Source organism: Roseovarius sp. MMSF_3298 (assembly GCF_030733705.1).
In the GTDB taxonomy this organism is placed as follows: Bacteria; Pseudomonadota; Alphaproteobacteria; order Rhodobacterales; family Rhodobacteraceae; genus Roseovarius; species Roseovarius confluentis.
On record NZ_JASHIN010000044.1, the window covers coordinates 1 to 22,031 of the forward strand.

Below are 22,031 nucleotides of genomic sequence, written 5' to 3' on the forward strand. Positions count from 1 at the left end.
GGGCTTCAGGTCCCGCTGGTCGTGCGCCTCGAGGGCACCAATGTCGAGAAGGGCAAGGAGATCATCAACAACTCCGATGTTGACGTGATCGCCGCCGACGACCTCAAGGACGGCGCCCAGAAAATCGTGAAAGCCGTCAAGGGCTGAGCCTTCGTAGGGTGGGTTTCAACCCACCTTACCTTCCCAAAGATTGTATTAAGGAGAACGCCACAATGGCTGTCCTCGTCGACAAAGACACCAAAGTCATCTGCCAGGGCCTGACTGGCTCGCAAGGCACTTTTCACTCCGAACAGGCCATCGCCTACGGCACGCAAATGGTCGGGGGCGTCACCCCCGGCAAAGGCGGCCAGACGCACCTGGACCTGCCGGTCTTCAACTCGGTCCATGAAGCGGTGGACAAGACGGGCGCCAACGCCTCGGTCATCTACGTGCCGCCGCCCTTCGCCGCCGACTCGATCCTCGAGGCAATCGACGCGGAGGTTCCGCTGATCGTCGCGATCACCGAGGGCGTGCCGGTCCTAGACATGATGCGCGTCAAGCGCGCGCTCGAAGGCAGCAGCTCTGTCCTCATCGGCCCCAACTGCCCCGGCATCATCACGCCCGACGCGTGCAAGATCGGCATCATGCCCGGCCACATCCACAAGCGCGGCAGCGTCGGCGTGGTCAGCCGCTCCGGCACGTTGACCTACGAGGCCGTGAAGCAGACGAGCGACGTGGGCCTGGGCCAGTCGACCTGCGTCGGCATCGGCGGCGACCCCATCAAGGGCACCGAGCATATCGACGTGCTGGAATGGTTCCTGGCCGATGACGAGACGGAATCGATCATCATGATCGGCGAGATCGGCGGCAGCGCCGAGGAAGACGCGGCGCAGTTCCTCAAGGACGAGGCCAAGAAAGGCCGCTCCAAGCCCTGCGCCGGGTTCATCGCGGGCCGCACCGCCCCTCCGGGCCGCCGCATGGGCCACGCGGGCGCCATCGTCGCCGGCGGCAAGGGCGGCGCCGACGACAAGATCGAGGCGATGAAATCCGCCGGTATCGTCGTCGCCGAATCCCCAGCTGGATTGGGTGAGGCGGTGCTCGAGGCGATCGGAAAATAAGACATCAAGCGTCGGGCCGGGAGCATTTCCCGGCCCACGCAGTCCGCGACAGCCCCGCCATACGGACGCGTGTTCATACCAAGGTCTAGCCTTCAAGGGGGCTGGCGCCATAGGAGAACACAACGCATACTCACCTCATTGACACGACTGTTAGTCTTGACATACCAAATACCAAGAGCCATCGCCGAGGGGAGGCCGCGCATGCTGCTTGCAGAATACCAGTCCAAGGAATTGCTGGCCCAGTACGGCGTGTCCGTGCCGCCGGGCAAGATGGCCCGCACGCCCGACGAGGCCGAGGCCGCCTGCGCCAACATTCCGGCCCGCAAGTTCGTGGTGAAGGCGCAGATCACCTCGGGCGCGCGCGGCCTTGCCGGCGGCATCAAGTTCGCCGCCACCGCCTCTGCGGTAAAGGACGAGGCTGCCAGGCTTCTGGGAAAGCAACTGATCACGAACCAGACCGGCGCCACCGGTGAAACGGTGCATGCCGTCTATGTCGAAGCCGACGTCAAGCATGACGCCCAGTATTACATTGCCTTCGCACTAGACCCCGACACTGGCGCACCGCTGCTCGTCGCCTCCCCCGATGGTGGGGTGGAATTCGAGCAGAAGGCGCAGATGAACGCTAGCGAAGTCGCCAAGCACAGCCTGACCGGCAGCCCCGATGCGGATCGCGCCGGTCTGACCGAGTTTCTGTCCGGCATCGGGATGGAGGACGAGAAGGCAGTCGAGCAACTTCTGTCGGCCTGCGAAGCGTTCATCGAGAACGACATGGCGCTGCTGGAGATCAACCCGTTCGTCCGCACGCCCGACGGCACCTGGATGGCCATCGACGCCAAGGTCGCGCTGGATGCCAGTGCCGCGTTCCGGCACCCGGAATGGGATTCGATGGTCTCGGGCGAGGGTCTGCCCGCCGTGGAAACCGCAGCGCAGAAAAGCAACATCAACTTCGTCAAGCTGACCGGCAACCTCGGGGTCGTGGTCAACGGCGCGGGGCTGGGCCTGGCCACGAACGACATGATCATCGATGCGGGCGGCAAGCCCGCGAACTTCATGGATATCCGCACGACCGCCACCAGCATGGACATCGCCCGCGGCGTCGAACTGCTGCTGCAGGAGCCTTCGGTCACTGCCATCCTGCTGAATGTGCATGGTGGCGGCATGACGGTCTGCGATACCATCGCCGAGGGCGTGAACTTCGCCTATTCGCGCAACAAGGGCACCAAGCCCGTTATCGCCCGTCTGGCCGGCCAGAACGCCGAATGGGGCCAGCGCATTCTCGTCGACCGAAAGGTGCCGGTCGAGATTTGCGGCACCATGTCCGAGGCCGTCAACCGCGCGGTCGAAATCGCATCCAAGGGGGCACGCTGATGGCAATTCTGGTCAACGAGAACACCCGACTCCTGGTTCAGGGCATGACCGGTCGCGCCGGCACGTTCTATACCGACCAGGCGATGCGTTACGGAACGAACTGCGTTGCGGGCGTACGTCCCGGGCGTGGCGGCACCTCGCATCTCGGCTTGCCGGTCTTTCACACCTGCGCCGAAGCGGTCAAGGAAACGAAGGCCAATGCCAGCCTTGTCACCGTGCCCGCCCCCAAAGCCGCCGACGCCATGATCGAGGCGATCGAAGCCGAGATAGAGGTGGTCGTCTGCATCACCGAACGGGTGCCGCAACACGACATGCGCAGGGTCAAGGAGGCGCTCGAAGGGTCGCAGACAATGCTGATCGGCCCGAACAGCCAGGGAATCCTGACGCCCGGACAATGCAAGATAGGGGTGATGCCGACCGTCGACGCGAAGCCGGGCCAGATCGGCATCGCGTCGCGCTCGGCCTCGCTCACGTCCGAGGTTCTGGCCAGTTGCAGCGCCGCCAATCTGGGCCAGTCCACAACCGTCGGTGTCGGAGGCGACGTGCTGCACGGGATCGGCTTTGTCGGCTGCCTGGAAAAGTTCCGTGACGACCCGGATACGAAGGCCGTGGTGCTGATCGGCGAAATGGGCGGACGCGAAGAGGAACTGGCCGCCGAGTATCTCTCTTCGGTCGATTACGGCAAGCCCGTGGTGGGTCTGGTGGTGGGGCGTCACGCGCCGGTCGGTCGCCGGATGGGCCACGCCGGCACATTGTCGGTCTTCGGCAACCTGTCGGCCGATGACAAGGTTTCGCTTCTGCGCGATGCGGGCGTCGTGATTGCCCGCGACGCAGGAACCGTGGTGGAAACCGTCCAATCCTGCCTGTCCTGATTTCGGGAAATTCTCGAACGACCTGTCGCGTCGTACCCGAAGGCAGGCCAGGACACTCAAGAAAACCGCTCAGGCACCGGATGAACTTACGGATTCGGTTTCCTGGGCCGACGACCGTGCGACGCAGGTCGAAACCCAGACCAAATTGACACGGCAAGACGTCAGCCGGTCCCGCGTTGGGATTTTCTCTTTCCTCACCCGGCGTCATGCACTAACACCCGAGTCGCTTCGGTTCCTGTCGGCTTTCCGGCGGGAGAATAGGGAATGCGGTGCGACGCGCCAGGCGTCAACTCCGCAACTGCCCCCGCAACTGTAGGCGGAGAGCGAGGCCGGACCATGTCACTGTCATGCGGCGCATGATGGGAAGACCCGGCCAAGCGTTGACCCGCAAGTCAGGAGACCTGCCGAGGTGATCACCCTGTCCGAACGCGGGGCGCGTTTCGACAACGGATCTTCCGTAGCGGTGACACTTGCACCGTCTGCGAAGAGTTTCCTTCCAGGCATGAACCAAAAAATCAGCGCATCAAGCGCGCCCCGGAGGGACAATCCATGTCACGCCCGTTCAAGTCCGTCCTTGCGGCAACCACCGCCCTTTTCATCCAGCCTGCCGTCGCGCAGGATGAACCCTATGACCTCGGCACGATCTTCGTCTCCGGCGGCCTGACGCCCATCGAAGGCAGCGCGTATGGCCGCGCCGGCAGCGTCATCACCGAGGAAGAAATCGAGGACCGCAACGCGGTCTACGTCGCGGACCTGCTGCGGTCGCTGCCGGGTGTTTCCGTATCCCGCACCGGCGCCTATGGCAGCGTCACCCAGGTGCGTCTGCGCGGTCACGAAGGCAACCACACGCTCGTTCTGATCGACGGGATCGAGGTCGCCGCCCCCAATACCGGCGAGTACGACTTTTCCGGCCTTCTGGCCGCCGATATCGAGCGCATCGAGGTCATTCGCGGACCGCAATCGGCGCTTTACGGCTCCAACGCCATCGGCGGGGTCATTTCGATCACCACCAAGACGGCGCAAGAGCCGGGTTTCTCTGGCAACGTCGGTTTTGAAGTGGGATCGGACGGCACCACCGAGGGCCGCCTCGGCCTGCGCCTGAATACCGAACGCGGTCAACTCAGCTTTTCCGCTGCGCGGCGCGAAACCGGCGGATTCGACATTTCCGGCACGCCCGGCGGCGAGGATGACGGCGATCTGAACCGCACCTACAACCTCAAGGGCCGCTACCGTGTGAACGAGGTTCTGACGATCGGCGGCAGTATCCGCCATGTCGACCGCACCGGCGACAGCGACAGCGGCGTGTTCGGCGCACCGACCCGCGCAGGTCTTGTCGTCGATGACCTGTCGGGCACATCGCTTCAGGAAACCTATGGTGGCCTTTACGCAGAACTCGATACGCTTGGCGGGCGGCTCCTGAACCGGGTTGACCTGTCTTTCGGCACGATCGACCGCCAGGGTGTGAGCGGCGCCGGCGTGCGCAATTCGGACAATTCCGGCACCCGCGCAAAAGTCGCCTATCGCGGCACGGTCGCGCTGGACGCGCCCACCCTCAACAGCGCCAACCATACCCTTAGCTTCGCCGCCGAATGGGAGCGTCTGACCTACAAGGAAAACGATCCCACGATCGTCTTCGCGCCGGGACAGCTCGTCAAACGTTCGCGTGAACAGACGGCCATCGCGCTCGAATACCAGGGCGATTTCGGAAATGGCTTTGCGCTACAGGGCAGCGTGCGGCACGATTTCAATGACAAGTTCGAGGATTTCACGACCTACGCGATCGGTGCCTCCTACCAGTTGCCCAACCAGACGACGCGCCTGCATGCCTCTTATGGCACCGGCGTCCAGAACCCGACGCTGATCGAGCAATTCGGCTTCTTCGCCAACTTCGCCGGCAACCCGAACCTTGAACCCGAACAGAGCAAAGGCTGGGATTTCGGTGTCGAGCAGCAATTCCTGAACGGTCGTGGCCTGATCGACGTGACCTATTTCAACGAGGAACTGACGGACGAGATCACGTCGGTCTTCGACCCTGGCACGGGGATCTCGACACCAGTCAACCAGACCGGCACAAGCGACCGGCAAGGCATCGAGGTCGCCGCCAGCGCCGCCCTGACCGACCGGCTGGACATGTCGCTCAGCTATACCTGGCTCGACGCCGAAAACCCTGACGGCAGCGTCGAGGTCCGGCGCCCCGAGCACGAGGCGCTGTTGCGGCTGGGCTACCTGATGCCGAATGACCGCACCCGCCTGAACCTCGAGGTGCAGCATGTCGCCGGGCTCTTCGACAGCGACTTCACCGCGGCGTCGCTCGGTGCGAATGTGGTAGAGCTTCAGGACTATACGCTTGTGAATGTCGGCTTCAGCCACGAAGTTACCGATGACATCCAGGTCTACGGACGGATCCATAACGTGACGGACGAAAGCTACGAAGAACTGGACGGATACTCGACGCAAGGCCGCACCGCGTTCTTCGGCGTGACCGCGAACTTCTGATATGGCGGCGCGGCGCTTTCATATCGTCGCGACCCGGCTCGCCTTCGCAGTGATCCTGTGCTGGGCGGGCCTTGCCTCGGCCGAGGCGCCGCGCCGCGTCGTGTCGATGAATCTCTGCACCGATCAGCTTGCCATGCTGCTTGCCGGGCCGGGGCAGTTGCATTCGGTTTCCGACATCTCGCTCGACCCGCGGATGTCGGCGATGACCGAAGAGGCGCGGGGCTACGTGATAAACCAGGGCCTGGCCGAAGAAATCTACCTGATGCAGCCCGACCTGGTTCTGGCGGGCAATTTCACGACGCGCGCCAGTGTCGCCATGCTGCGCCGGCTGGGCGTCGAGGTGGTCGAGTTCGAGCAGGCTCGATCCCTGCCAGAGATCCACAGTAACATTCTTCGCATGGGTGAGATTCTGCACCGGCAGTCCGCCGCACGCGAGATGGTCGCCCATTTCGATGCGCGCCTTGCCGCGCTGCAACAGGACAGCGGCGACCGGCCCGACGCGATGCTGTACTACGCCAGCGGGTATACGTCGCCGGCAGGCACGTTGTCGGATCAGATCCTTCAGGCCGCGGGCTTCGACAACGCGGCGGTCAAGGCCGGGCTCGGCACTCAGATGAAAATCCAGCTGGAAACGCTGGCGATGCTTGATCCCGACATCGTCATCACTTCGCAGCCATATCCCGGCGCCTCGCGCTCCGAGGCGATCATGCAGCATCCGGTGGTCGAGGCGCTGCGCGCCGAATTGCCCTTTGCCACGGTCACGGACAGCGACTGGGTCTGTGGCACGCCCCACGTGCTGCGCGCCATAGAATCGCTGGCCGAGACCCGTCATCGGCTGACGAAAAACACGCCATGACCCGTCTGGCGATCATCCTGTGCGTGCTGGTCGTCGGGCTGTTCTTCGGATCCCTGCTGATTGGCCCCGCCGAGATCGGCATCACCGACAGCCTTTCAGCGCTCTTCGTCGACGACGGCGGCGCGATGACGCTTGTCATGCGCGAGATCCGCCTGCCCCGAGCCTTGCTGGCCCTGATGATCGGCGCCAGCCTCGGTCTTGCCGGTGCCGCGATGCAGGGCTACCTGCGCAATCCGCTGGCGGAACCGGGGCTGATCGGCGTGTCCGGCTCCGCGGCGTTCGGCGCGGTGCTGGCCATCCACACCGGCGTGGCCGCGTCCTTCGCGCTGGCCCTGCCCTTCTCGGCCCTGGCCGGTGCGCTTTGCGGCGTGTTCCTGATCATGGCGCTGGCCGGGTCGCGCGGCACGTCGCTGACCCTGATACTGGCCGGGATCGCCGTTTCGGCGCTGGCGGCTGCGCTGACGTCGCTCGTGCTGAACCTGTCGCCCAACCCCTTCGCCGCAAGCGAGATCGTCTTCTGGATGATGGGCTCGCTCGCCGACCGATCCATGACCCACGTCTGGCTTGCCGCGCCGTTCATGGCGGTGGGCTTTGCCCTGCTGGGCGGCCTTGGCCGCGGGCTCGACGCGCTGACCCTGGGCGAGGATTCGGCGCAGGCCATGGGCATCGGCCTGACCCGTTTGCGCCTGACGCTGGTGCTGGGGACCGCCTGTGTCGTCGGCGCGGGCACGGCGGTGGCCGGCGCAATCGGATTTGTCGGTCTCGTGGTGCCGCACCTGTTGCGGCCCCTGGTCGGCGCGCATCCGTCGCGCTTGCTCTGGGCCTCGGCCCTGGGCGGTGCGGCGATGGTGCTCGCCGCCGACATCGCCGTGCGGGTGGTCCTTCCGTCGCGCGACCTCAAGCTGGGCGTGCTCACGGCCCTCGTCGGCGCACCGCTCTTCCTGCACCTGATCCTGAAACTGCGGCGGGAACGGATATGACGCTTCTCTCGGTCAAGGACCTGTCGGTGTCGCTCAAGGGGCGGGACGTTCTGCGCGACGTCACCTTCGATATCGGACCGGGCGAGTTCGTGGGGCTTATCGGCCCCAACGGCGCCGGCAAGACCACGCTGATGCGCGCGGCACTCGGTCTTCTGCCGTTCACCGGAACATGCAGTCTTGCGGCGCTGTCCGAGAACGCGCGGGCCCGGCAAGCGGCATGGATGCCGCAAGCGCGCGAGATCGCCTGGCCCGTCACCGTGGAAACCGTGGTCACGCTGGGCCGGACACCGCACCTGAAGTCGATCCAGAACCCCGCCGACCACGATCGCAAGGCTGTCGACACTGCGCTGGACCGGATGGAACTCGGCGGCATGCGCCACCGCGATGCCACCCAGCTTTCGGGCGGCGAACAGGCCCGGGTCCTGATCGCGCGCGCACTTGCGCAGGAGACGCCGCTGCTGCTGGCCGATGAGCCCATCGCGGGCCTTGACCCCGCACACCAGATCTCGACCATGCAGACCTTTGCGGCGCTGGCACGAAGTGGCAAATCCTCACTGGTTTCGCTGCATGACCTGGGGCTTGCAGCACGCCACTGCACCCGGCTCATCCTGCTCGGCGGGAAGGGCCTGGTTGCCGATGGTCCACCGCAGGATGTTCTGACCTCCCGGCGCCTGGCCGATGTGTTCGGCGTCACCGCCTGGTTCCAGGAGACGCCCAGCGGCATGGTGTTCCAGCCTTTGGACACGCTCAGCTGACGCGCCAGCTCTCGGGTTCCGGCCCCCCTCTGCCGGAACATCGCGCAAAATGCTATGATGCAGGTCTCATCCGAATGCGCTGCCGGTCTTGCCGACCGCGCGCCAACGGAACTTTTGCTCAAGCCCGCACGTTTTGTACCGAAAGGAGTTCCCGCATGTCCAGCTTCCGCGCACGCGCGATCACCAAGCCCGTCTTCAAATGGGCCAAGGGCGTTTTGCCCGGGATGTCCAAGACCGAAAGCGAAGCCCTGAACGCCGGCGAAGTCTGGTGGGAGGCCGAGCTTTTCTCGGGCAACCCGGACTGGTCCAAGCTGCGCGCGGTCAAGACGCCGAAACTGTCGGACGAAGAACAGGCCTTTTTCGACGGTCCCGTGCAACAGCTGTGCGAGATGATCGACGATTGGAAGATCAACCACGAAACCGGCGACCTTGCCCCGGAGGTCTGGCAGTTTCTGCGCGACAACAAGTTCTTCGGGATGATCATTCCCAAGGCGCATGGCGGGCTGGAGTTCTCAGCCTTCGCGCATTCCGAGATCGTTCGCTATATCTCGACGCGCTCTGTCGCCGCCGCCGTGACCGTCATGGTGCCCAACTCGCTTGGCCCCGGCGAGCTGATCCACCAGTTCGGCACCGACGAACAGAAAGACTACTGGCTGCCCCGCCTTGCCGACGGGCGCGAACTGCCCGCCTTCGGCCTGACCAGCGCCGAGGCCGGGTCCGACGCAGGCGCGATGGTCGATGACGGTGTGGTCTGCAAGGGCCAGTGGAAAGGCGAGGAAGTGCTGGGCATCCGCCTGAACTGGGCCAAGCGGTACATCACGCTGTCGCCGGTCTGCACCGTGCTGGGTCTGGCCTTCAAGCTGCGGGACCCCGATGGCCTTTTGGGTGAAACGCCCGATATCGGCATCACTTGTGCGCTCGTTCCGACCGACCTCGAGGGTGTCGAAACCGGTCGCCGCCACATCCCGTCCTCCACGATGTTCATGAACGGCCCGACCACGGGCAAGGATGTGTTCATCCCGCTCGAAAACATCATCGGCGGGCAGGAGTATGCCGGCGAAGGCTGGATGATGCTGATGAGCGCGCTTGCCGCCGGGCGCGGCATCTCGCTGCCGTCGATGGGCTGCGCCGCCATTGCCCTGTCGGCCCACACGACCGGCGCCTACGCCCGTATACGCGAACAGTTCAACCTGCCCATCGGCAAGTTCGGCGGCGTGCAGGCGCGACTTGGACGCCTTGCCGCCGACGCCTATTCGATGGATGCCGCACGCCACCTGACCTGCGCCGGGCTGGACGAAGGGCGCGCGCTGTCGGTGATCTCGGCGATCATGAAGGCCCATGCGACCTTCCGCATGCGCGAGGCGCTGAATGATGCGATGGACGTGCATTCCGGCAAGGCGGTGATCGACGGGCCGTCGAATTACCTGCTGCCACTCTACCGCGCCGTGCCCATCGGCATCACGGTCGAGGGGGCGAACATCGTCACCCGCAGCCTCATCATTTTCGGGCAGGGCTCGATCCGCGCCCATCCCCATATGCTCGACAACATGCTGGCCTTGGAAGAGGACGACCCCGACAAGGCGCTTGAGATGTTCGACAAGTCCCTGTGGGCCCATGTCGGGCACAGCACCCGCACCCTGTTCCGCAGCTGGGGCCGGGCCTTGACCGGCGGCCGCTTCGCACCGGCCCCCGCGGCGGGCGATGCAACCGATATCTACAAGCAGCTGTCGCGCTGGTCCGCGGCCTATGCGCTGACCGCCGACATGCTCTTCCTGTCGTTGGGCGGAGAGCTCAAGCGCAAGGAAATGATCTCGGGCCGCATGGGCGACATCCTGTCCGAGATGTACATTCTCTCCGCCGCGCTCAAACGGTGGGAGGACGAAGGCCGCCAAAAGGCCGACCTGCCGGTTCTACGCTATGTGGCCGCCGACGCGTTCCACAACATCCAGACCGCCCTGGACGAGGTCATCGCCAACCTGCCGGCCCGCTGGGCGGCATGGCTGCTGCGTGTCTTCACCCTGCCGGGCATGGCCCAGCGCAAGCCCGGCGACAAGCTGACCGCACAGTGCAGCGACCTTCTGTACGATCAGTCCGAGGCCCGCGACCGCATCGTCGGCCGTATCGCCGGTGGATGTAACCGCGACGGTGTGCAGGTGCTGAACGAATGCTACGCCAAGGTCACCCAGATGGCGCCGGTAATGAAACGCCTGCGCGATGCGAAAAAGACCCCGCAGGAGGCTCTGGAGGCTGGCATTCTGAGCGATGCCGAGATGGCCGATATCGAGGAGATGTCGCGCCTGGTCGACGAGGTCGTCGCCGTGGAGGACTACGCGCCCGAAGATTTCGCCGCGCTTTTCCCCGCGCCGCAGCAACATGAGCGCACCCAGCGCGAGGCGGCGGAATGACGGCAACGAGTGGCAACCGCGTCTTTCTCGTAGACGGCGCCCGCACGCCTTTCCTGAAGGCGCAAGCCGGCCCCGGGCCGTTCACGCCCGTGGATCTTGCCGTGCAATGCGGCAGGCCGCTGCTGGCACGTCAGCCCTTCGACCGCGCCGCGCTCGACCTCGTGATCCTTGGATGCGTCAACGTCATCGCCGACGAGATGAACCCGGCGCGCGTCGCCGGATTGCGTCTTGGCCTGCCGGAGGCGACCGTGGCGTTCACGGTTCAGATCAACTGCGGCTCGGGGATGCAAAGCATCGACACTGCCTATCGTTACATCCGCGACGGCAGCCACCAGATGATCCTTGCCGGCGGGGCCGAGGCCCTCAGCCACGCGCCCCTGACCCTGCGCCAGTCCGCTGTCGAATGGTTCGGCCGGATGAGCACAGCCAAGGGACCGCTGGAGCAGGCCAAGAACATGGCCGGGATAAGACCTGAGTTCTTCAAGCCCGTTATCGGCCTGGAACGCGGCCTGACCGACCCCATCACCACGCTCAGCATGGGCCAGACCGCCGAGGTGCTTGCGCATCATTTCGGCATCGACCGCGAAACCGCCGATGCCTACGCCATGCAAAGCCACCACCGCCTTGCCGCCGCTCACGAGGAAGGCCGGCTGAAGAGCGAACTGATGCCCGCCTTCGCCAAGGACGGCACGGTTTATGACCACGACAACGGCGTGCGCCCCGACAGCGACATGGACGGCCTGGCAAAGCCCAAGCCGGTGTTCGAGCCGCCATACGGCAAGGTCACGGCGGGCAATTCCAGCCAGATCACCGACGGTGCAAGCTGGTGCATCCTGGCCTCCGAAAAGGCCGTCGACGCGCACGGCCTTGAACCGCTGGCCGAGATCACCGACAGCGAATGGGCCGGGCTCGATCCGTCGATCATGGGCCTCGGTCCGGTCATGTCCGCCACCCCGATTGTAAAGCGCCACGGCTTCGGCATCGGGGATATCGAGCTGTGGGAACTGAACGAGGCCTTCGCGGCCCAGGTGCTGTCCTGTCTCGCCGCCTGGAACGACGAAGACTTCTGCCGCGAGGTGCTGGGGCTCGACGGCGCCTTTGGCCGGATCGACCGCGATCAACTGAATGTCGATGGCGGTGCCATATCGCTGGGCCACCCTGTCGGCACCAGTGGCAACCGCATCGTGCTGCACCTTGCCAACGCCATGAAGACGCGCGGTGCGAAACGCGGCATCGCGACGGAATGCATCGGCGGCGGGCTTGGCGGCGCGATGCTGCTGGAGGCTGTGCAATGACCGGACATGTTCTGAATTTCCTCGGCGAGACCAAGCTGGAACTCGGCCCGGTCGGGGAAGCCGACGGCAACTGGCGCACGGCACGGGACGGCGACAACGTGCTTTGGCTCGTCCTCGACAAGGCCGGCAGCAGCGTCAACACGATCTCCGAAGACGTGATCCGCGAACTGGACGACCACATCGCCGCCGCCGAGGCGGACAAGCCCGCCGCCCTTGTCATTCGCTCGGCCAAGAAGGCCGGTTTTGCCGCCGGGGCCGACATCACCGGGTTCGAGTCCATGACCGATCAGGGCGCCGCGGACATGCTGAGACAGGCGCATGACGTGCTTGACCGGATCGAGGCTCTGCCCTGCCCCACCATCTGCATCGTCCACGGAGCAGCTTTGGGGGCCGGCTTCGAACTGGCGCTCGCCTGCGACTACCGCATCGCCACGCCGGGCGCATCCTTCGGCTTTCCCGAGGTACAGCTTGGCCTGCATCCCGGGCTTGGCGGCACGTTTCGCCTGCCCGCCCTGATCGACCCGACCGACGCCATGACCATGATGCTGACCGGCAAGACCGCTCATACCAAGCGGGCCAAGTCACAAGGCATCGCCGACAAGATCGTCGAGGAACGCCACGTTGCCGCCGCGATCACTGCGGCCAGGAACGGCAAGATCGAGCGTCAGTCGCCAGGCCTCAAGTCCCGCGCTTTTTCTTTCGACCAAGCGCGCGGCCTCGCCGCCCGCCAGATGCGCAGCAAGACGGAAGAGAAAGCCCCGAAAGAGCATTACCCGGCGCCCTACGCCCTGATCGACCTGTGGGAAGAGCATGGCGACGATCGCGATGCGATGCAGCAGGCCGAGATCGACAGCTTCGCGCGGCTTCTCGATACGGACACCTCGAAGAACCTGCGTCGTGTTTTCTTCCTCCAGCAATCGCTGAAGGACGCCGGGCGCGGCGACGACGGCATCGCGCATGTCCATGTGATCGGCGCCGGCGCCATGGGCGCAGAAATTGCCGCCATCGCCGCGATCAAGGGCAAGAGCGTGACCTTGGGTGACATTCAAACCGATCCACTGGGCCAGGCGATCAAGACCGCCGTGAAGATCTGCGAAGACAAGCACCTTAGCGGAACCGAAACGCGCGATGCACTCGACCGCCTTATGCCGGACCCGCACGGCTACGGCCTTGCCCATGCAGATCTGGTGATCGAGGCGGCCAGCGAAGAACAGGACGTCAAACAGAAGATCTTCAAAGGGCTGAAGGGCGCTTTGAAGAAGGACGCGATTCTTGCCACGAACACGTCCAGCTTGTCGGTCGATGACCTCGCCACCGCCGCGCCAGCCAAGTCTCGCTTCGCCGGGCTTCATTACTTCAACCCGGTCTCGAAAATCGACCTCGTCGAGGTCGTCAAGGGCACCGCCACGAATGACAAGACCGCCAGCCGCCTTGCCGCGTTCTGCGGTGCGACCGGCAAGCTGCCCGCATTGGTGACCGACTATCCCGGCTTTGTCGTCAATCGCGCGCTCGTGCCTTACATGCTCGAAGCTATGGTGCTTATGGACGAGGGCGTCTCCAAGGAGGTCATCGACACCGCCGCGATCCGGTTCGGCATGCCCATGGGGCCGGTCACGCTGGCGGATCAGGTGGGGCTGGATATCGGCCTGCACGTGGCCGAAAGCCTGGCTGACAGTCTCGACACCGCCATGCCGCCGATCAGCGACGACTTGCGTCTGCGCGTTGAAAATGGCGAGCTTGGCAAGAAGACCGGCAAAGGCTTCTATGACTGGTCCGAGGGCACGCCGCACCCCGATGCCGACATGGACAACTCCCCCGACGGCCTGACAGACCGCTTGATCCTTCCCATGCTCAACGCCTGCGTCGAAGTCCTGCGCAAGAGTGTGGCGAAAGATGCCGACCAACTGGATGCCACAATGATCTTCGCCACGGGATGGGCGCCCTTTCGCGGCGGCCCCATGCACTATGCCAAGACCCGCGGCATCGCCGACATAAAGAAACGACTGACGGACCTCGAGTCCGCCCACGGCCCGCGCTTCGCCCCTGATCCCGGCTGGTCAAACCTTGGCTGATAGGCCTAAGGTCCATACCGACGCCGACGCGATGGCGCGGGCCACCTATGACGCGACGGGCGGCGAGATCCGCCTGGCGCTTCCGCTTGGGCTTGGCAAACCCGTCACCTTCGTCAACGCGCTGGTGCGTGCCGCCGTCGATGACCCGTCACTGACGCTCAAGATCTTCACGGCGCTGACCCTGCAGCGCCCAGAGCCGTCCTCGGACATCGAGGCGCGCTTCCTCAATCCCGCGATGGATCGCTTTTTCGGCTCCGCGCCGTCGCTGGCCTATGCCGACCTGATCAAGCAAGGCGCCCTGCCCGACAACATCGAAGTCTCCGAGTTCTTCTTTCAGGCCGGAACATGGCTCGGCAACGATTACGCCCAGCGCAAGTATATCTCCGCCAACTACACCCATGCCCGCGATGTCCTGATCGCACAGAACCCCAACGTTCTGGCCCAGCTCATGCCGCGCGAGGGCGACCGCTTCAGCATGTCATGCAACACGGATATCTCTGCCGATCTCTTCGCGCGCCGCGCGGCGGGCCGGATGGATTTCATCGCCGTGGCCGAATTGAACGATGCGCTGCCCTTCATGAGTGGTCCCGCGGCACTTGATGCCGGCGAATTCGCCATGGTGCTGGAGCCGCCGGAACAGATCGACCTCTTTTCCGCCCTGCGCCGCCCCGTGGCCGATGCGCAGCATGCCATTGCCCTGCACGTGTCGCGCCTCGTTCCCGATGGCGGCACGCTTCAGATCGGCATCGGCGCCATCGGGGATGCCGTGGCCAACGCCCTGATCGCCCGCGACCGTGCATCCCTTCACGAGGTCTGGCGTCAATCACCGCTCCCGCTTCAGGGCGCCGAGGAAGGGCCGTTCCGCACAGGCCTCTACGCGGTCACCGAAATGCTGGTCGGTGGCCTGGTCGCCCTGTTCGAAGCCGATATCCTGAAACGCGAAGTGGAGGGCGCGGTGATCCACGCGGGCTTTTTTGTCGATGCCCGCGACATGTATGAACGTCTGCGCGCTCTGCCGCCCGACCGCCGTGACAAAATTCAGATGATGCCGGTCAGCTTCACCAACGCGCTCTACGGTGACGAAGCGGCCAAGCGCACCGCGCGGCAGGACGCCCGTTTCGTCAATGGCGCCATGCAAGTCAGCCTCCTGGGCGACGCGATGTCCGACGCCGCCAAACCCGGCCAGGTGGTCAGCGGCGTCGGCGGCCAGTTCAATTTCTTCGAACAGGCGTTTGCCCTCGAAGACGCCCATGCCATTCTCACCTTGCCTGCGACGCGGCAAAGCGGTGGCTCGCTCACCTCGAACATCGTCTGGCAGCTGCCTGTCACGACGGTTCCCCGCCACATGCGCGATATCGTCGTCACCGAGTACGGCGCGGCCTTTCTGCGCGGTCTGCCCGACGAAGAAGTCATCAAGCGCCTTATCTGCATCGCAGACAGCCGGTTCCAGCCCGGCCTCCTGGAAAAGGCCCACAAGGCCGGCAAGCTTGATCCGGACTGGACGATTCCCGACGCGCACACGCGAAACACACCCGAAACAATTGCCAGATGGCTTGCCCCCTACCGGGACACCCTGTTGCCCGACTATCCCTTGGGCACCGACTTCACCGACACCGAGAAGGTCGTTGTCCGTGCCCTCTCTCACCTGAAAGACGCGTCTGACAGCAAACTGGGTCTGCTGTCTCTGGTATGGTCAGGCCTAGCCCACGCACCACATCCGCACGAAGGCCCGGCGATGGAGCGCATGGGCTACGCCGCCAAACCCAGCTTGACCGAACCGCTTCAGGCGCGCGCCCTGCGCGGGGCGTTGCGCGACATCGCCTGAGTCTCGCGTCGACAACCTTCGGGTTCGCATTACCTCTCTGACCGACTGGCAGAACAGGCGTGCAATGACCGATGATATCTCCACTCCGGACTGGCCCACCCCGACACGCGAGGCCGCCGAGCAGCATCTCGCCGCCGTTCTGCCGCGCCTTGGGGTCCGCTACGCCCACCGGCGCAATGTCGACCATGGACAGGGAGAGCACCACCACGTCTCGCAACTCTCTCCCTTCCTGCGCCGGCGCCTGCTTTTGGAAACCGATGTCATGGCTGCGGCCCTCGCGCGGCACGGCGCTGAAGGTGCCGAGAAATTCCTGCAGGAAATCCTGTGGCGCAGTTACTTCAAGGGTTGGCTCGAACGCCGCCCGCAGATCTGGCACAGCTACCGCGACGGGCTTCGCGCCGACCTGGACCGCCTCGACGACGATCCCGACCTGCGCGATGCCGTCGAGCGCGTCCAAGCGGGTGAAACCGATCTCGACTGCATGAACGCCTGGGCGCGGGAATTGACCGAGACCGGCTATCTGCACAATCACGCTCGCATGTGGTTTGCCTCGATCTGGGTGTTCACCTTGCGCCTTCCCTGGCGGCTGGGCGCGGATTTCTTCTATCGCCACCTGCTTGACGGCGACCCGGCCTCGAACACGCTCAGCTGGAGATGGGTCTGCGGGCTTCACACCCGGGGCAAGTTCTACGAGGCGCAGGCGTGGAACATTGCCAAGTTTACCGATCATCGCTTCACACCCGATGCGTCCGACCTCGCCGAGGTGACGGCCGGACTGGAAGATCACGAACCCGACAGCCTGCCGGACCTTCAGCCCTTGCGCAGCCCCAACGCGCCCGATCCCGACACGCCGACCGCCCTGCTTGTGACCGAAGAAGACTGCCGGCCCGACGACTTTCCACTGGACCGTTTCGATATCCGCGCCACGGCCACCCTCGCCGCAAGCGCCCTGCGCGCGCCCGGCCCGGTGGGCGAAAAGGTGGTGGAATTCGAAGCAGCGGCACTGGCCGACACGGCCCAACGCATCGCGCGCAAGGCCGACAACCTGCAGGCGGGCGATCCAGACATGCTGGCCCACTGGGCCACGGAGGCGGGCGCGTCCCAGATCGTCACACCCTACGTGCCAACGGGACCCTTGCGCGACTGGCTCGACGCCGCCGAACCCGCGCTTGAAAAGGCCGGCATCACGCTGTGCGAATGGCGCCGCGATTGGGATGCGCTTGTCTGGCCCCACGCGACGACAGGCTATTTCAAGGTCCGCAAGAAACTGCCGGACCTTTTGCACCAAGCCGGTCTGGCCTAGGCCGTCAGGCGGCCGTGAACAGGTCCTTGAACTCGTCCCGCAGCAGGTTCTTCTGCACTTTCCCCATGGAATTGCGCGGCAACTCGTCCCTGACGATCAGTTTCCGGGGATGTTTGAACCGCGCAAGCGCCTTGGACGTCGCCTCGCCGATCGCATCAAGGTCCGGCTGCGCCCCGGCCTCGGGCACGATGACGCCCACCACCGTCTCGCCGAAATCCGCATGCGGCACACCGATCACCGCGCTTTCCAGCACGCCGGGCTGCTCGTCCAGCACCAGTTCGATCTCTTTTGGATAGATGTTGTATCCGCCCGAGATGATCAGGTCCTTGTTGCGCCCCACGATCTGGACATAGCCGCGATCGTCGATAATGCCGAGGTCGCCGGTGATGAAAAACCCGTTCTCCCGCAGCTCCGCCGCGGTCTTCTCCGGCATCTGCCAATACCCCTGGAACACGTTCGGCCCGCGCACCTCGATCTGGCCGACCTCGCCCTGCGCCACCTCCACGCCCGTCTCGGGGTCGGTGATCTTCAGCTCCACCCCCGGCAGCGGAAAGCCCACGGTGCCGGCGCGCCGGTCCCCGTCATAGGGGTTCGACGTGTTCATGTTGGTTTCGGTCATGCCATAGCGTTCAAGGATGCGATGGCCCGTGCGTTTTTCGAACTGCGTATGCGTCTCGGCCAGAAGCGGGGCACTGCCCGACACGAACAGCCGCATATGCGCCACAAGATCCCTGTCGAACCGCGCATCGTCCAGAAGGCGCGTATAGAATGTCGGCACCCCCATCATCGCGGTGGCATCCGGCAAAAGGTCGATGACCGTGTCCAGATCGAATTTCGGCAGGAAGATCATCGCGCCACCCGCCACCAGCGTGATGTTGGTGGCCACGAACAGACCATGCGTGTGAAAGATCGGCAGCGCGTGCAGCAGGACATCGTCACTGGTGAACCGCCAGTGCTCCGCCAATGTCTCGGCGTTCGATAGCAGGTTCTCCTGGCTCAGCATTGCGCCTTTTGACCGCCCCGTGGTCCCCGAGGTGTAGAGCAGCGCAGCCAGGTCATCTTCCTTGCGGCTTACGGTCTCGAACGTCTCGGACGCGTCCGCCGCCTTCTCCGACAGACTGCCAGAGCCATCTTCGTCCAGTGTCTCCAGCGCCGCGCCGTGCTCCGACGTGATAGGCTGTAGCGCACTGCGCCTGTCTCCCTTGCAAATCATCATCGACGCGCCACTGTCTTCGATGAAATAGCTCAGTTCCTCCACCGTATAGCCGGTGTTCAGCGGCAGGAACACCAGCCCTGCCTGCACGCAGGCGGCATATGCGGCCAGGGCATAGTGCGACTTCTCGACCTGCGCGGCCACCCGGGCACCGGGCTGAAGCCCTGCCGCCGCGAATGCGTTGGCATATTGCGCGGTCAGCCGCAGAAACTGGTCGTGGGTCAGCGTGTCACCGTCTGGCAGATAAAGGAACGGCGTGTCTTTGCCCACGTGATCTCCGAACAGGGCATCGAAAAGGGGATTGGTCATGCGTGTCCCTCCTCCGGCATTGTTTTTGCGGCACTTGCGGCCAGCGATTTGATTTCGCTCGACGTCGCGACCCTCTGTTCGGCCGCGAAGCGTTCATGGTTCTGGGACACCTTGCTCAGGTCATAGAGGTAATTCACCATTACCCCCGCGGATTGCTTAATCCCGTTGGTCGACACGTCCGCCCCGGCATGAACCTTGTGAACCTGCGCCCCGTTGCCAAGGTGGAACCGCGCCACCGGGTCCAGCGGCAGGCCATCGTCGCGCTTGGCCTGCGTCAGGTAATAGGCGGCGTATTCGCACAGCGCATCGGGTTGCTGCGCCCCGGGGTTGATGTCGAGGCTTTCCATCCAACGGGTCAGGCCGGGGATCGGCGACAAGGTGACGAAATTCCTTAGCGCCGGATTCTCTAGCGCAAGATCCGCCGCCACCTGCTTGATCAGCGAGTTTCCGAAAGAGATCTGCGCCAAGCCGGATTGGCAGTTCGAGATCGAGTAAAACACGGCGGTGTTGGCCCGTTCGACGTCGATCTGGTCGCGTTCTTCGGCCAGAACCTCCTGGATCGAGCCCGGGATGCCATCGGTCAGCGCCACTTCCACGAAAATCAAAGGCTCGTCCGGCATGGCCGGGTGAAAGAACGCGAAACAGCGCCGGTCCGCCGGCTCCAGCCGCCGGCGCAGGTCGTTCCAACTGTCGATCGCGTGCACGGCCTCGTAGGCGATGATCTTTTCCAGGATATGCGCCGGGCTTTCCCAGCTGATCGGGCGCAGAACAAGGAACCCGCGATTGAACCAGCTTGCGAACAAATGCCGGAAATCCAGGTCCAGAGCCTGCAACTCGTCATCGCCCCGGCCCAGCCGCAGCAGGTCCGTGCGCATCCCGACCAGCCGCTTGGTGGCGCCCGGCACCTGGTTCATCCGCCGGATCAACTCCTGCCGCGGCGATTCCGAGGCGTTCAGGAAGGCGCGGTAGGTGGCCTTGGACTGGCCGCGCTCGTACGCGTCCAGCGCGTCACGCACCTGCTCTGGGTTGATAACCATATCACGCGCGAGGTGCCGGAAAAACTCCAGCTTCGCGGCATCGTCCCAGCCTTCGTACCGGCCCAGGATCTGCCGCGCCACGGCCTGTCCAGAGACCTCGCCGGTGGCCCCGATCAGGTCGGCGGTCAGTTCCTCGATGGGCCGATCGTCGCGCGGCACCCCCCGGGACGCGCCGTAGCGACGCTCGAAAACCGTGGACAAGAGGTCGGCCAGCAAGGTCATAGCTCCGCTCCCATCACCATATCGGGCAGCCACGTGGCGATACCCGGAAACAGGCACAGCAGGATGATCGCGATCACCATGCAGGCCACGAAGGGCAGTGACCCGGTCAGGATCGTCTTCAGCGAGATATCCGGCGCAATGCCGTTGATCACGTAAAGGTTCAGGCCCACCGGCGGCGAAATCAGCCCGATTTCCATGTTGATCGTCAGCACGACGGCAAACCAGATCGGGTCGAACCCGGCGGTGGTGATGATCGGCAGCAGGATCGGCGCGGCCATCAGGATCACCGCCACCGGCGGCAGGAAGAAGCCCGCGATCAGCAGGAAGACGTTGATCGCGCCCATCAGCACCCAGCGGTTCACGTCCAGCGTGCCGATCCATTCGGCGATGGATTGCGTGATGAAGAGCGACGACAGCATGTAGGAGAACACGCCGGCCGCCGCGATGATGAACAGGATCATCACGCTTTCCCGCGTACTGTCGCGCAGCACCGTCCAGATCTGGCGTGGGTCCCACAGGCGATAGATCACCATGGCGATCAACATGCACATCAGCGCGCCGACGGCCGCCGTTTCCGATGGCGTGGCGATGCCGCCATACATGGCGTAAAGCACGCCAAGGATGATGAACAGGAACGGCAGGACACGCGGCAGGATCTCCACCCGTTCCTTCCAGGTGTAGCTGCCCGCCGACAGCACGCTCGCGTTGCCCGACTTCCAAGTGGAATAGAGCGACCACGCCATGAACAGGCCCACCAGCAGCAGCCCCGGGAACACGCCCGCAAGGAACAACCGCCCGATCGAGGTCTCGGTGGCAATGCCGTAGACGATCATCGTAACCGACGGCGGGATCAGGATCCCCAGCGTCCCGCCCGCGGCGATGGACCCCGCGGCGACGCCATCGGGATAGCCCCGCTTGCGCATTTCGGGGATGCCCATCTTGCCGATGGCCGCACAGGTGGCCGGGCTCGACCCCGACATCGCGGCAAACAGCGCACAGGCCCCGAGGTTCGACACCACCAGCCCGCCCGGCACGCGGGTCAGCCAGCGTTCCAGCGCCTCGTAAAGATCAGCGCCCGCGCGGGTCGAGGCGATGGAGGCGCCCATGATGATGAACATCGGAATCGACAGCAGCGCGAAATTGTCCAGCTTGCCGAAAAAGATCTCCGGCATCAGCGACAGCGAGCTCATCCCGTCGAAGATGATCAGGAATCCGGCCGAGACGACCAGCAGACCCGCGGCCACGGAGATGCCCGAAAACAGGACAACGATGGTGATGATGGCAACCAGGCCACCCAGTGCAAGCGGATCCATCAGACGTCCTCCAGCCCGAAGGGCTTGTCGATGCCCGTGGTCATTGCAAAAAGGTCAGCCGCCAGTTGCAGCGCATAAAGGCCAAAGCCCAGCGGCAGCGCAAGATACGGCACCCAAAGCTTGGGGTTCCACGGCGTGTTCGACGTCTCGCCCCAGTCCCAGGCCTCGTGCCAGAAATGATACCCGTGCCAGAGCATCATGCCGACCACGGCCAGGGTCAGCGCCATGACGATCCCGGCCAGCACCCGCCGCGCCTTGTTGGGGATCATGATCGGCAGCAGGTCAACGTTCACGTGACCCCGCACGTATTGCACGTAGGGCAGGCCCAGCATGGTCGCGCCGATCATCAGGTACGTCACACCCTCGGTGTGCCAGATCGTGGACTGGTTCAGCACGAACCGGATGAAAATCATCTGACAGACGATCAACACGGACGCGACGATCATCAGCGCGGCGACGACGCCGCAAATCTGGCTGATCCAGCCGATGATCCGCAGAACGGGGTTGCCACCATGGCGGGCGGCCGCTGTGGCGTGGGCGGAACCGGACATCGCTCGGCCTCCGTTGAAAAAGTGGAAATGGTACGCGGCGTGGGGGGGGGGGGGGGGGGGGG

General features: G+C 64.5%; 16 protein-coding genes, 1 pseudogene and 1 riboswitch. Of the genes and pseudogenes, 13 read left to right on the forward strand and 4 right to left on the reverse strand.

Annotated elements, in window-relative coordinates:
* The 13 genes and pseudogenes from sucC to RBB18_RS22075 all read left to right on the forward strand — a co-directional run.
* Window positions 1-147 (forward strand): annotated as a pseudogene (gene sucC / locus RBB18_RS22015) (succinate--CoA ligase subunit beta); the annotation flags it as partial.
* A gap of 65 nt (window positions 148-212) precedes the next feature.
* Entirely contained in the window at window positions 213-1,097 is an 885-nt protein-coding gene (sucD, locus tag RBB18_RS22020; protein ID WP_103764792.1) for a succinate--CoA ligase subunit alpha, read from the forward strand.
* A 201-nt stretch (window positions 1,098-1,298) separates the two neighbouring features.
* Window positions 1,299-2,465 carry a succinate--CoA ligase subunit beta gene (locus RBB18_RS22025; protein WP_306111117.1) on the forward strand — a complete coding sequence of 389 codons (1,167 nt, stop codon included), beginning with the start codon at window positions 1,299-1,301 and terminating at the stop codon, window positions 2,463-2,465.
* Window positions 2,465-3,337, forward strand: coding sequence for a succinate--CoA ligase subunit alpha (gene sucD / locus RBB18_RS22030; RefSeq protein ID WP_103764790.1), 873 nt, complete (start codon window positions 2,465-2,467; stop codon window positions 3,335-3,337). The genes RBB18_RS22025 and sucD (RBB18_RS22030) overlap by 1 nt, the downstream gene beginning before the upstream one ends.
* A 212-nt stretch (window positions 3,338-3,549) precedes the next feature.
* Window positions 3,550-3,761: riboswitch (cobalamin riboswitch) on the forward strand.
* 125 nt (window positions 3,762-3,886) lie between these two features.
* Window positions 3,887-5,833, forward strand: coding sequence for a TonB-dependent siderophore receptor (locus tag RBB18_RS22035; RefSeq protein WP_274593908.1), 1,947 nt, complete (start codon window positions 3,887-3,889; stop codon window positions 5,831-5,833).
* A gap of 1 nt (window position 5,834) precedes the next feature.
* Entirely contained in the window at window positions 5,835-6,689 is an 855-nt protein-coding gene (locus RBB18_RS22040; protein ID WP_306111116.1) for an ABC transporter substrate-binding protein, read from the forward strand.
* Entirely contained in the window at window positions 6,686-7,669 is a 984-nt protein-coding gene (locus RBB18_RS22045) for an iron ABC transporter permease (protein WP_306111115.1), read from the forward strand. Before RBB18_RS22040 ends, RBB18_RS22045 begins: the two co-directional genes overlap by 4 nt.
* A complete protein-coding gene (locus RBB18_RS22050; protein ID WP_274593911.1) occupies window positions 7,666-8,424 on the forward strand; it encodes an ABC transporter ATP-binding protein in 759 nt (252 codons plus the stop codon). Before RBB18_RS22045 ends, RBB18_RS22050 begins: the two co-directional genes overlap by 4 nt.
* Window positions 8,425-8,579: 155 nt before the next feature.
* Entirely contained in the window at window positions 8,580-10,829 is a 2,250-nt protein-coding gene (locus RBB18_RS22055; RefSeq protein WP_103764785.1) for an acyl-CoA dehydrogenase, read from the forward strand.
* Entirely contained in the window at window positions 10,826-12,124 is a 1,299-nt protein-coding gene (locus tag RBB18_RS22060; protein WP_306111114.1) for an acetyl-CoA C-acetyltransferase, read from the forward strand. The genes RBB18_RS22055 and RBB18_RS22060 overlap by 4 nt, the downstream gene beginning before the upstream one ends.
* On the forward strand, window positions 12,121-14,196 hold the full coding sequence (locus tag RBB18_RS22065; RefSeq protein ID WP_306111113.1) for a 3-hydroxyacyl-CoA dehydrogenase NAD-binding domain-containing protein: 2,076 nt from the start codon (window positions 12,121-12,123) through the stop codon (window positions 14,194-14,196). The genes RBB18_RS22060 and RBB18_RS22065 overlap by 4 nt, the downstream gene beginning before the upstream one ends.
* Window positions 14,189-16,021, forward strand: a complete 1,833-nt coding sequence (locus RBB18_RS22070) for an acetyl-CoA hydrolase/transferase C-terminal domain-containing protein (RefSeq protein WP_306111112.1) — start codon at window positions 14,189-14,191, stop codon at window positions 16,019-16,021. Before RBB18_RS22065 ends, RBB18_RS22070 begins: the two co-directional genes overlap by 8 nt.
* Before the next feature lie 64 nt (window positions 16,022-16,085).
* Window positions 16,086-17,324: an FAD-binding domain-containing protein gene (locus RBB18_RS22075; RefSeq protein ID WP_306111111.1), complete on the forward strand. Its 1,239-nt coding sequence runs from the start codon at window positions 16,086-16,088 to the stop codon at window positions 17,322-17,324.
* 4 nt (window positions 17,325-17,328) lie between these two features.
* On the opposite strand, the gene RBB18_RS22080 is transcribed toward RBB18_RS22075, so the two are convergent.
* The 4 genes from RBB18_RS22080 to RBB18_RS22095 are packed head-to-tail and all read right to left on the reverse strand — an operon-like array spanning window position 17,329 to window position 21,969.
* Complete coding sequence (locus tag RBB18_RS22080; RefSeq protein WP_103764781.1) at window positions 17,329-18,846, reverse strand: malonyl-CoA synthase; 1,518 nt, start codon at window positions 18,844-18,846, stop codon at window positions 17,329-17,331.
* Window positions 18,843-20,105 (reverse strand): malonyl-CoA decarboxylase, encoded by a 1,263-nt coding sequence (locus RBB18_RS22085; protein ID WP_103764780.1) that lies wholly within the window; start codon window positions 20,103-20,105, stop codon window positions 18,843-18,845. The genes RBB18_RS22080 and RBB18_RS22085 overlap by 4 nt, the downstream gene beginning before the upstream one ends.
* The gene (locus RBB18_RS22090; RefSeq protein WP_103764779.1) at window positions 20,102-21,418 is read right to left on the reverse strand and encodes a TRAP transporter large permease; all 1,317 of its coding nucleotides are present in this window, start codon (window positions 21,416-21,418) and stop codon (window positions 20,102-20,104) included. Before RBB18_RS22090 ends, RBB18_RS22085 begins: the two co-directional genes overlap by 4 nt.
* Entirely contained in the window at window positions 21,418-21,969 is a 552-nt protein-coding gene (locus RBB18_RS22095; RefSeq protein ID WP_103764778.1) for a TRAP transporter small permease subunit, read from the reverse strand. The genes RBB18_RS22090 and RBB18_RS22095 overlap by 1 nt, the downstream gene beginning before the upstream one ends.
* Between the last annotated feature and the right edge of the window lie 62 nt (window positions 21,970-22,031).

What these genes read in the sequence shown, in the direction of transcription:
- sucD (WP_103764790.1), top strand. Translation starts at nt 2,465, where the DNA reads ATGGCAATTCTGGTCAACGAGAACACCCGACTCCTGGTTCAGGGCATG.
- RBB18_RS22065 (WP_306111113.1), top strand. Translation starts at nt 12,121, where the DNA reads ATGACCGGACATGTTCTGAATTTCCTCGGCGAGACCAAGCTGGAACTC.
- RBB18_RS22035 (WP_274593908.1), top strand. Translation starts at nt 3,887, where the DNA reads ATGTCACGCCCGTTCAAGTCCGTCCTTGCGGCAACCACCGCCCTTTTC.
- RBB18_RS22075 (WP_306111111.1), top strand. Translation starts at nt 16,086, where the DNA reads ATGACCGATGATATCTCCACTCCGGACTGGCCCACCCCGACACGCGAG.
- RBB18_RS22080 (WP_103764781.1), bottom strand. Translation starts at nt 18,846, where the DNA reads ATGACCAATCCCCTTTTCGATGCCCTGTTCGGAGATCACGTGGGCAAA.
- RBB18_RS22090 (WP_103764779.1), bottom strand. Translation starts at nt 21,418, where the DNA reads ATGGATCCGCTTGCACTGGGTGGCCTGGTTGCCATCATCACCATCGTT.
- RBB18_RS22025 (WP_306111117.1), top strand. Translation starts at nt 1,299, where the DNA reads ATGCTGCTTGCAGAATACCAGTCCAAGGAATTGCTGGCCCAGTACGGC.
- RBB18_RS22050 (WP_274593911.1), top strand. Translation starts at nt 7,666, where the DNA reads ATGACGCTTCTCTCGGTCAAGGACCTGTCGGTGTCGCTCAAGGGGCGG.
- RBB18_RS22045 (WP_306111115.1), top strand. Translation starts at nt 6,686, where the DNA reads ATGACCCGTCTGGCGATCATCCTGTGCGTGCTGGTCGTCGGGCTGTTC.
- RBB18_RS22085 (WP_103764780.1), bottom strand. Translation starts at nt 20,105, where the DNA reads ATGACCTTGCTGGCCGACCTCTTGTCCACGGTTTTCGAGCGTCGCTAC.
- sucD (WP_103764792.1), top strand. Translation starts at nt 213, where the DNA reads ATGGCTGTCCTCGTCGACAAAGACACCAAAGTCATCTGCCAGGGCCTG.
- RBB18_RS22095 (WP_103764778.1), bottom strand. Translation starts at nt 21,969, where the DNA reads ATGTCCGGTTCCGCCCACGCCACAGCGGCCGCCCGCCATGGTGGCAAC.
- RBB18_RS22040 (WP_306111116.1), top strand. Translation starts at nt 5,835, where the DNA reads ATGGCGGCGCGGCGCTTTCATATCGTCGCGACCCGGCTCGCCTTCGCA.
- RBB18_RS22055 (WP_103764785.1), top strand. Translation starts at nt 8,580, where the DNA reads ATGTCCAGCTTCCGCGCACGCGCGATCACCAAGCCCGTCTTCAAATGG.
- RBB18_RS22060 (WP_306111114.1), top strand. Translation starts at nt 10,826, where the DNA reads ATGACGGCAACGAGTGGCAACCGCGTCTTTCTCGTAGACGGCGCCCGC.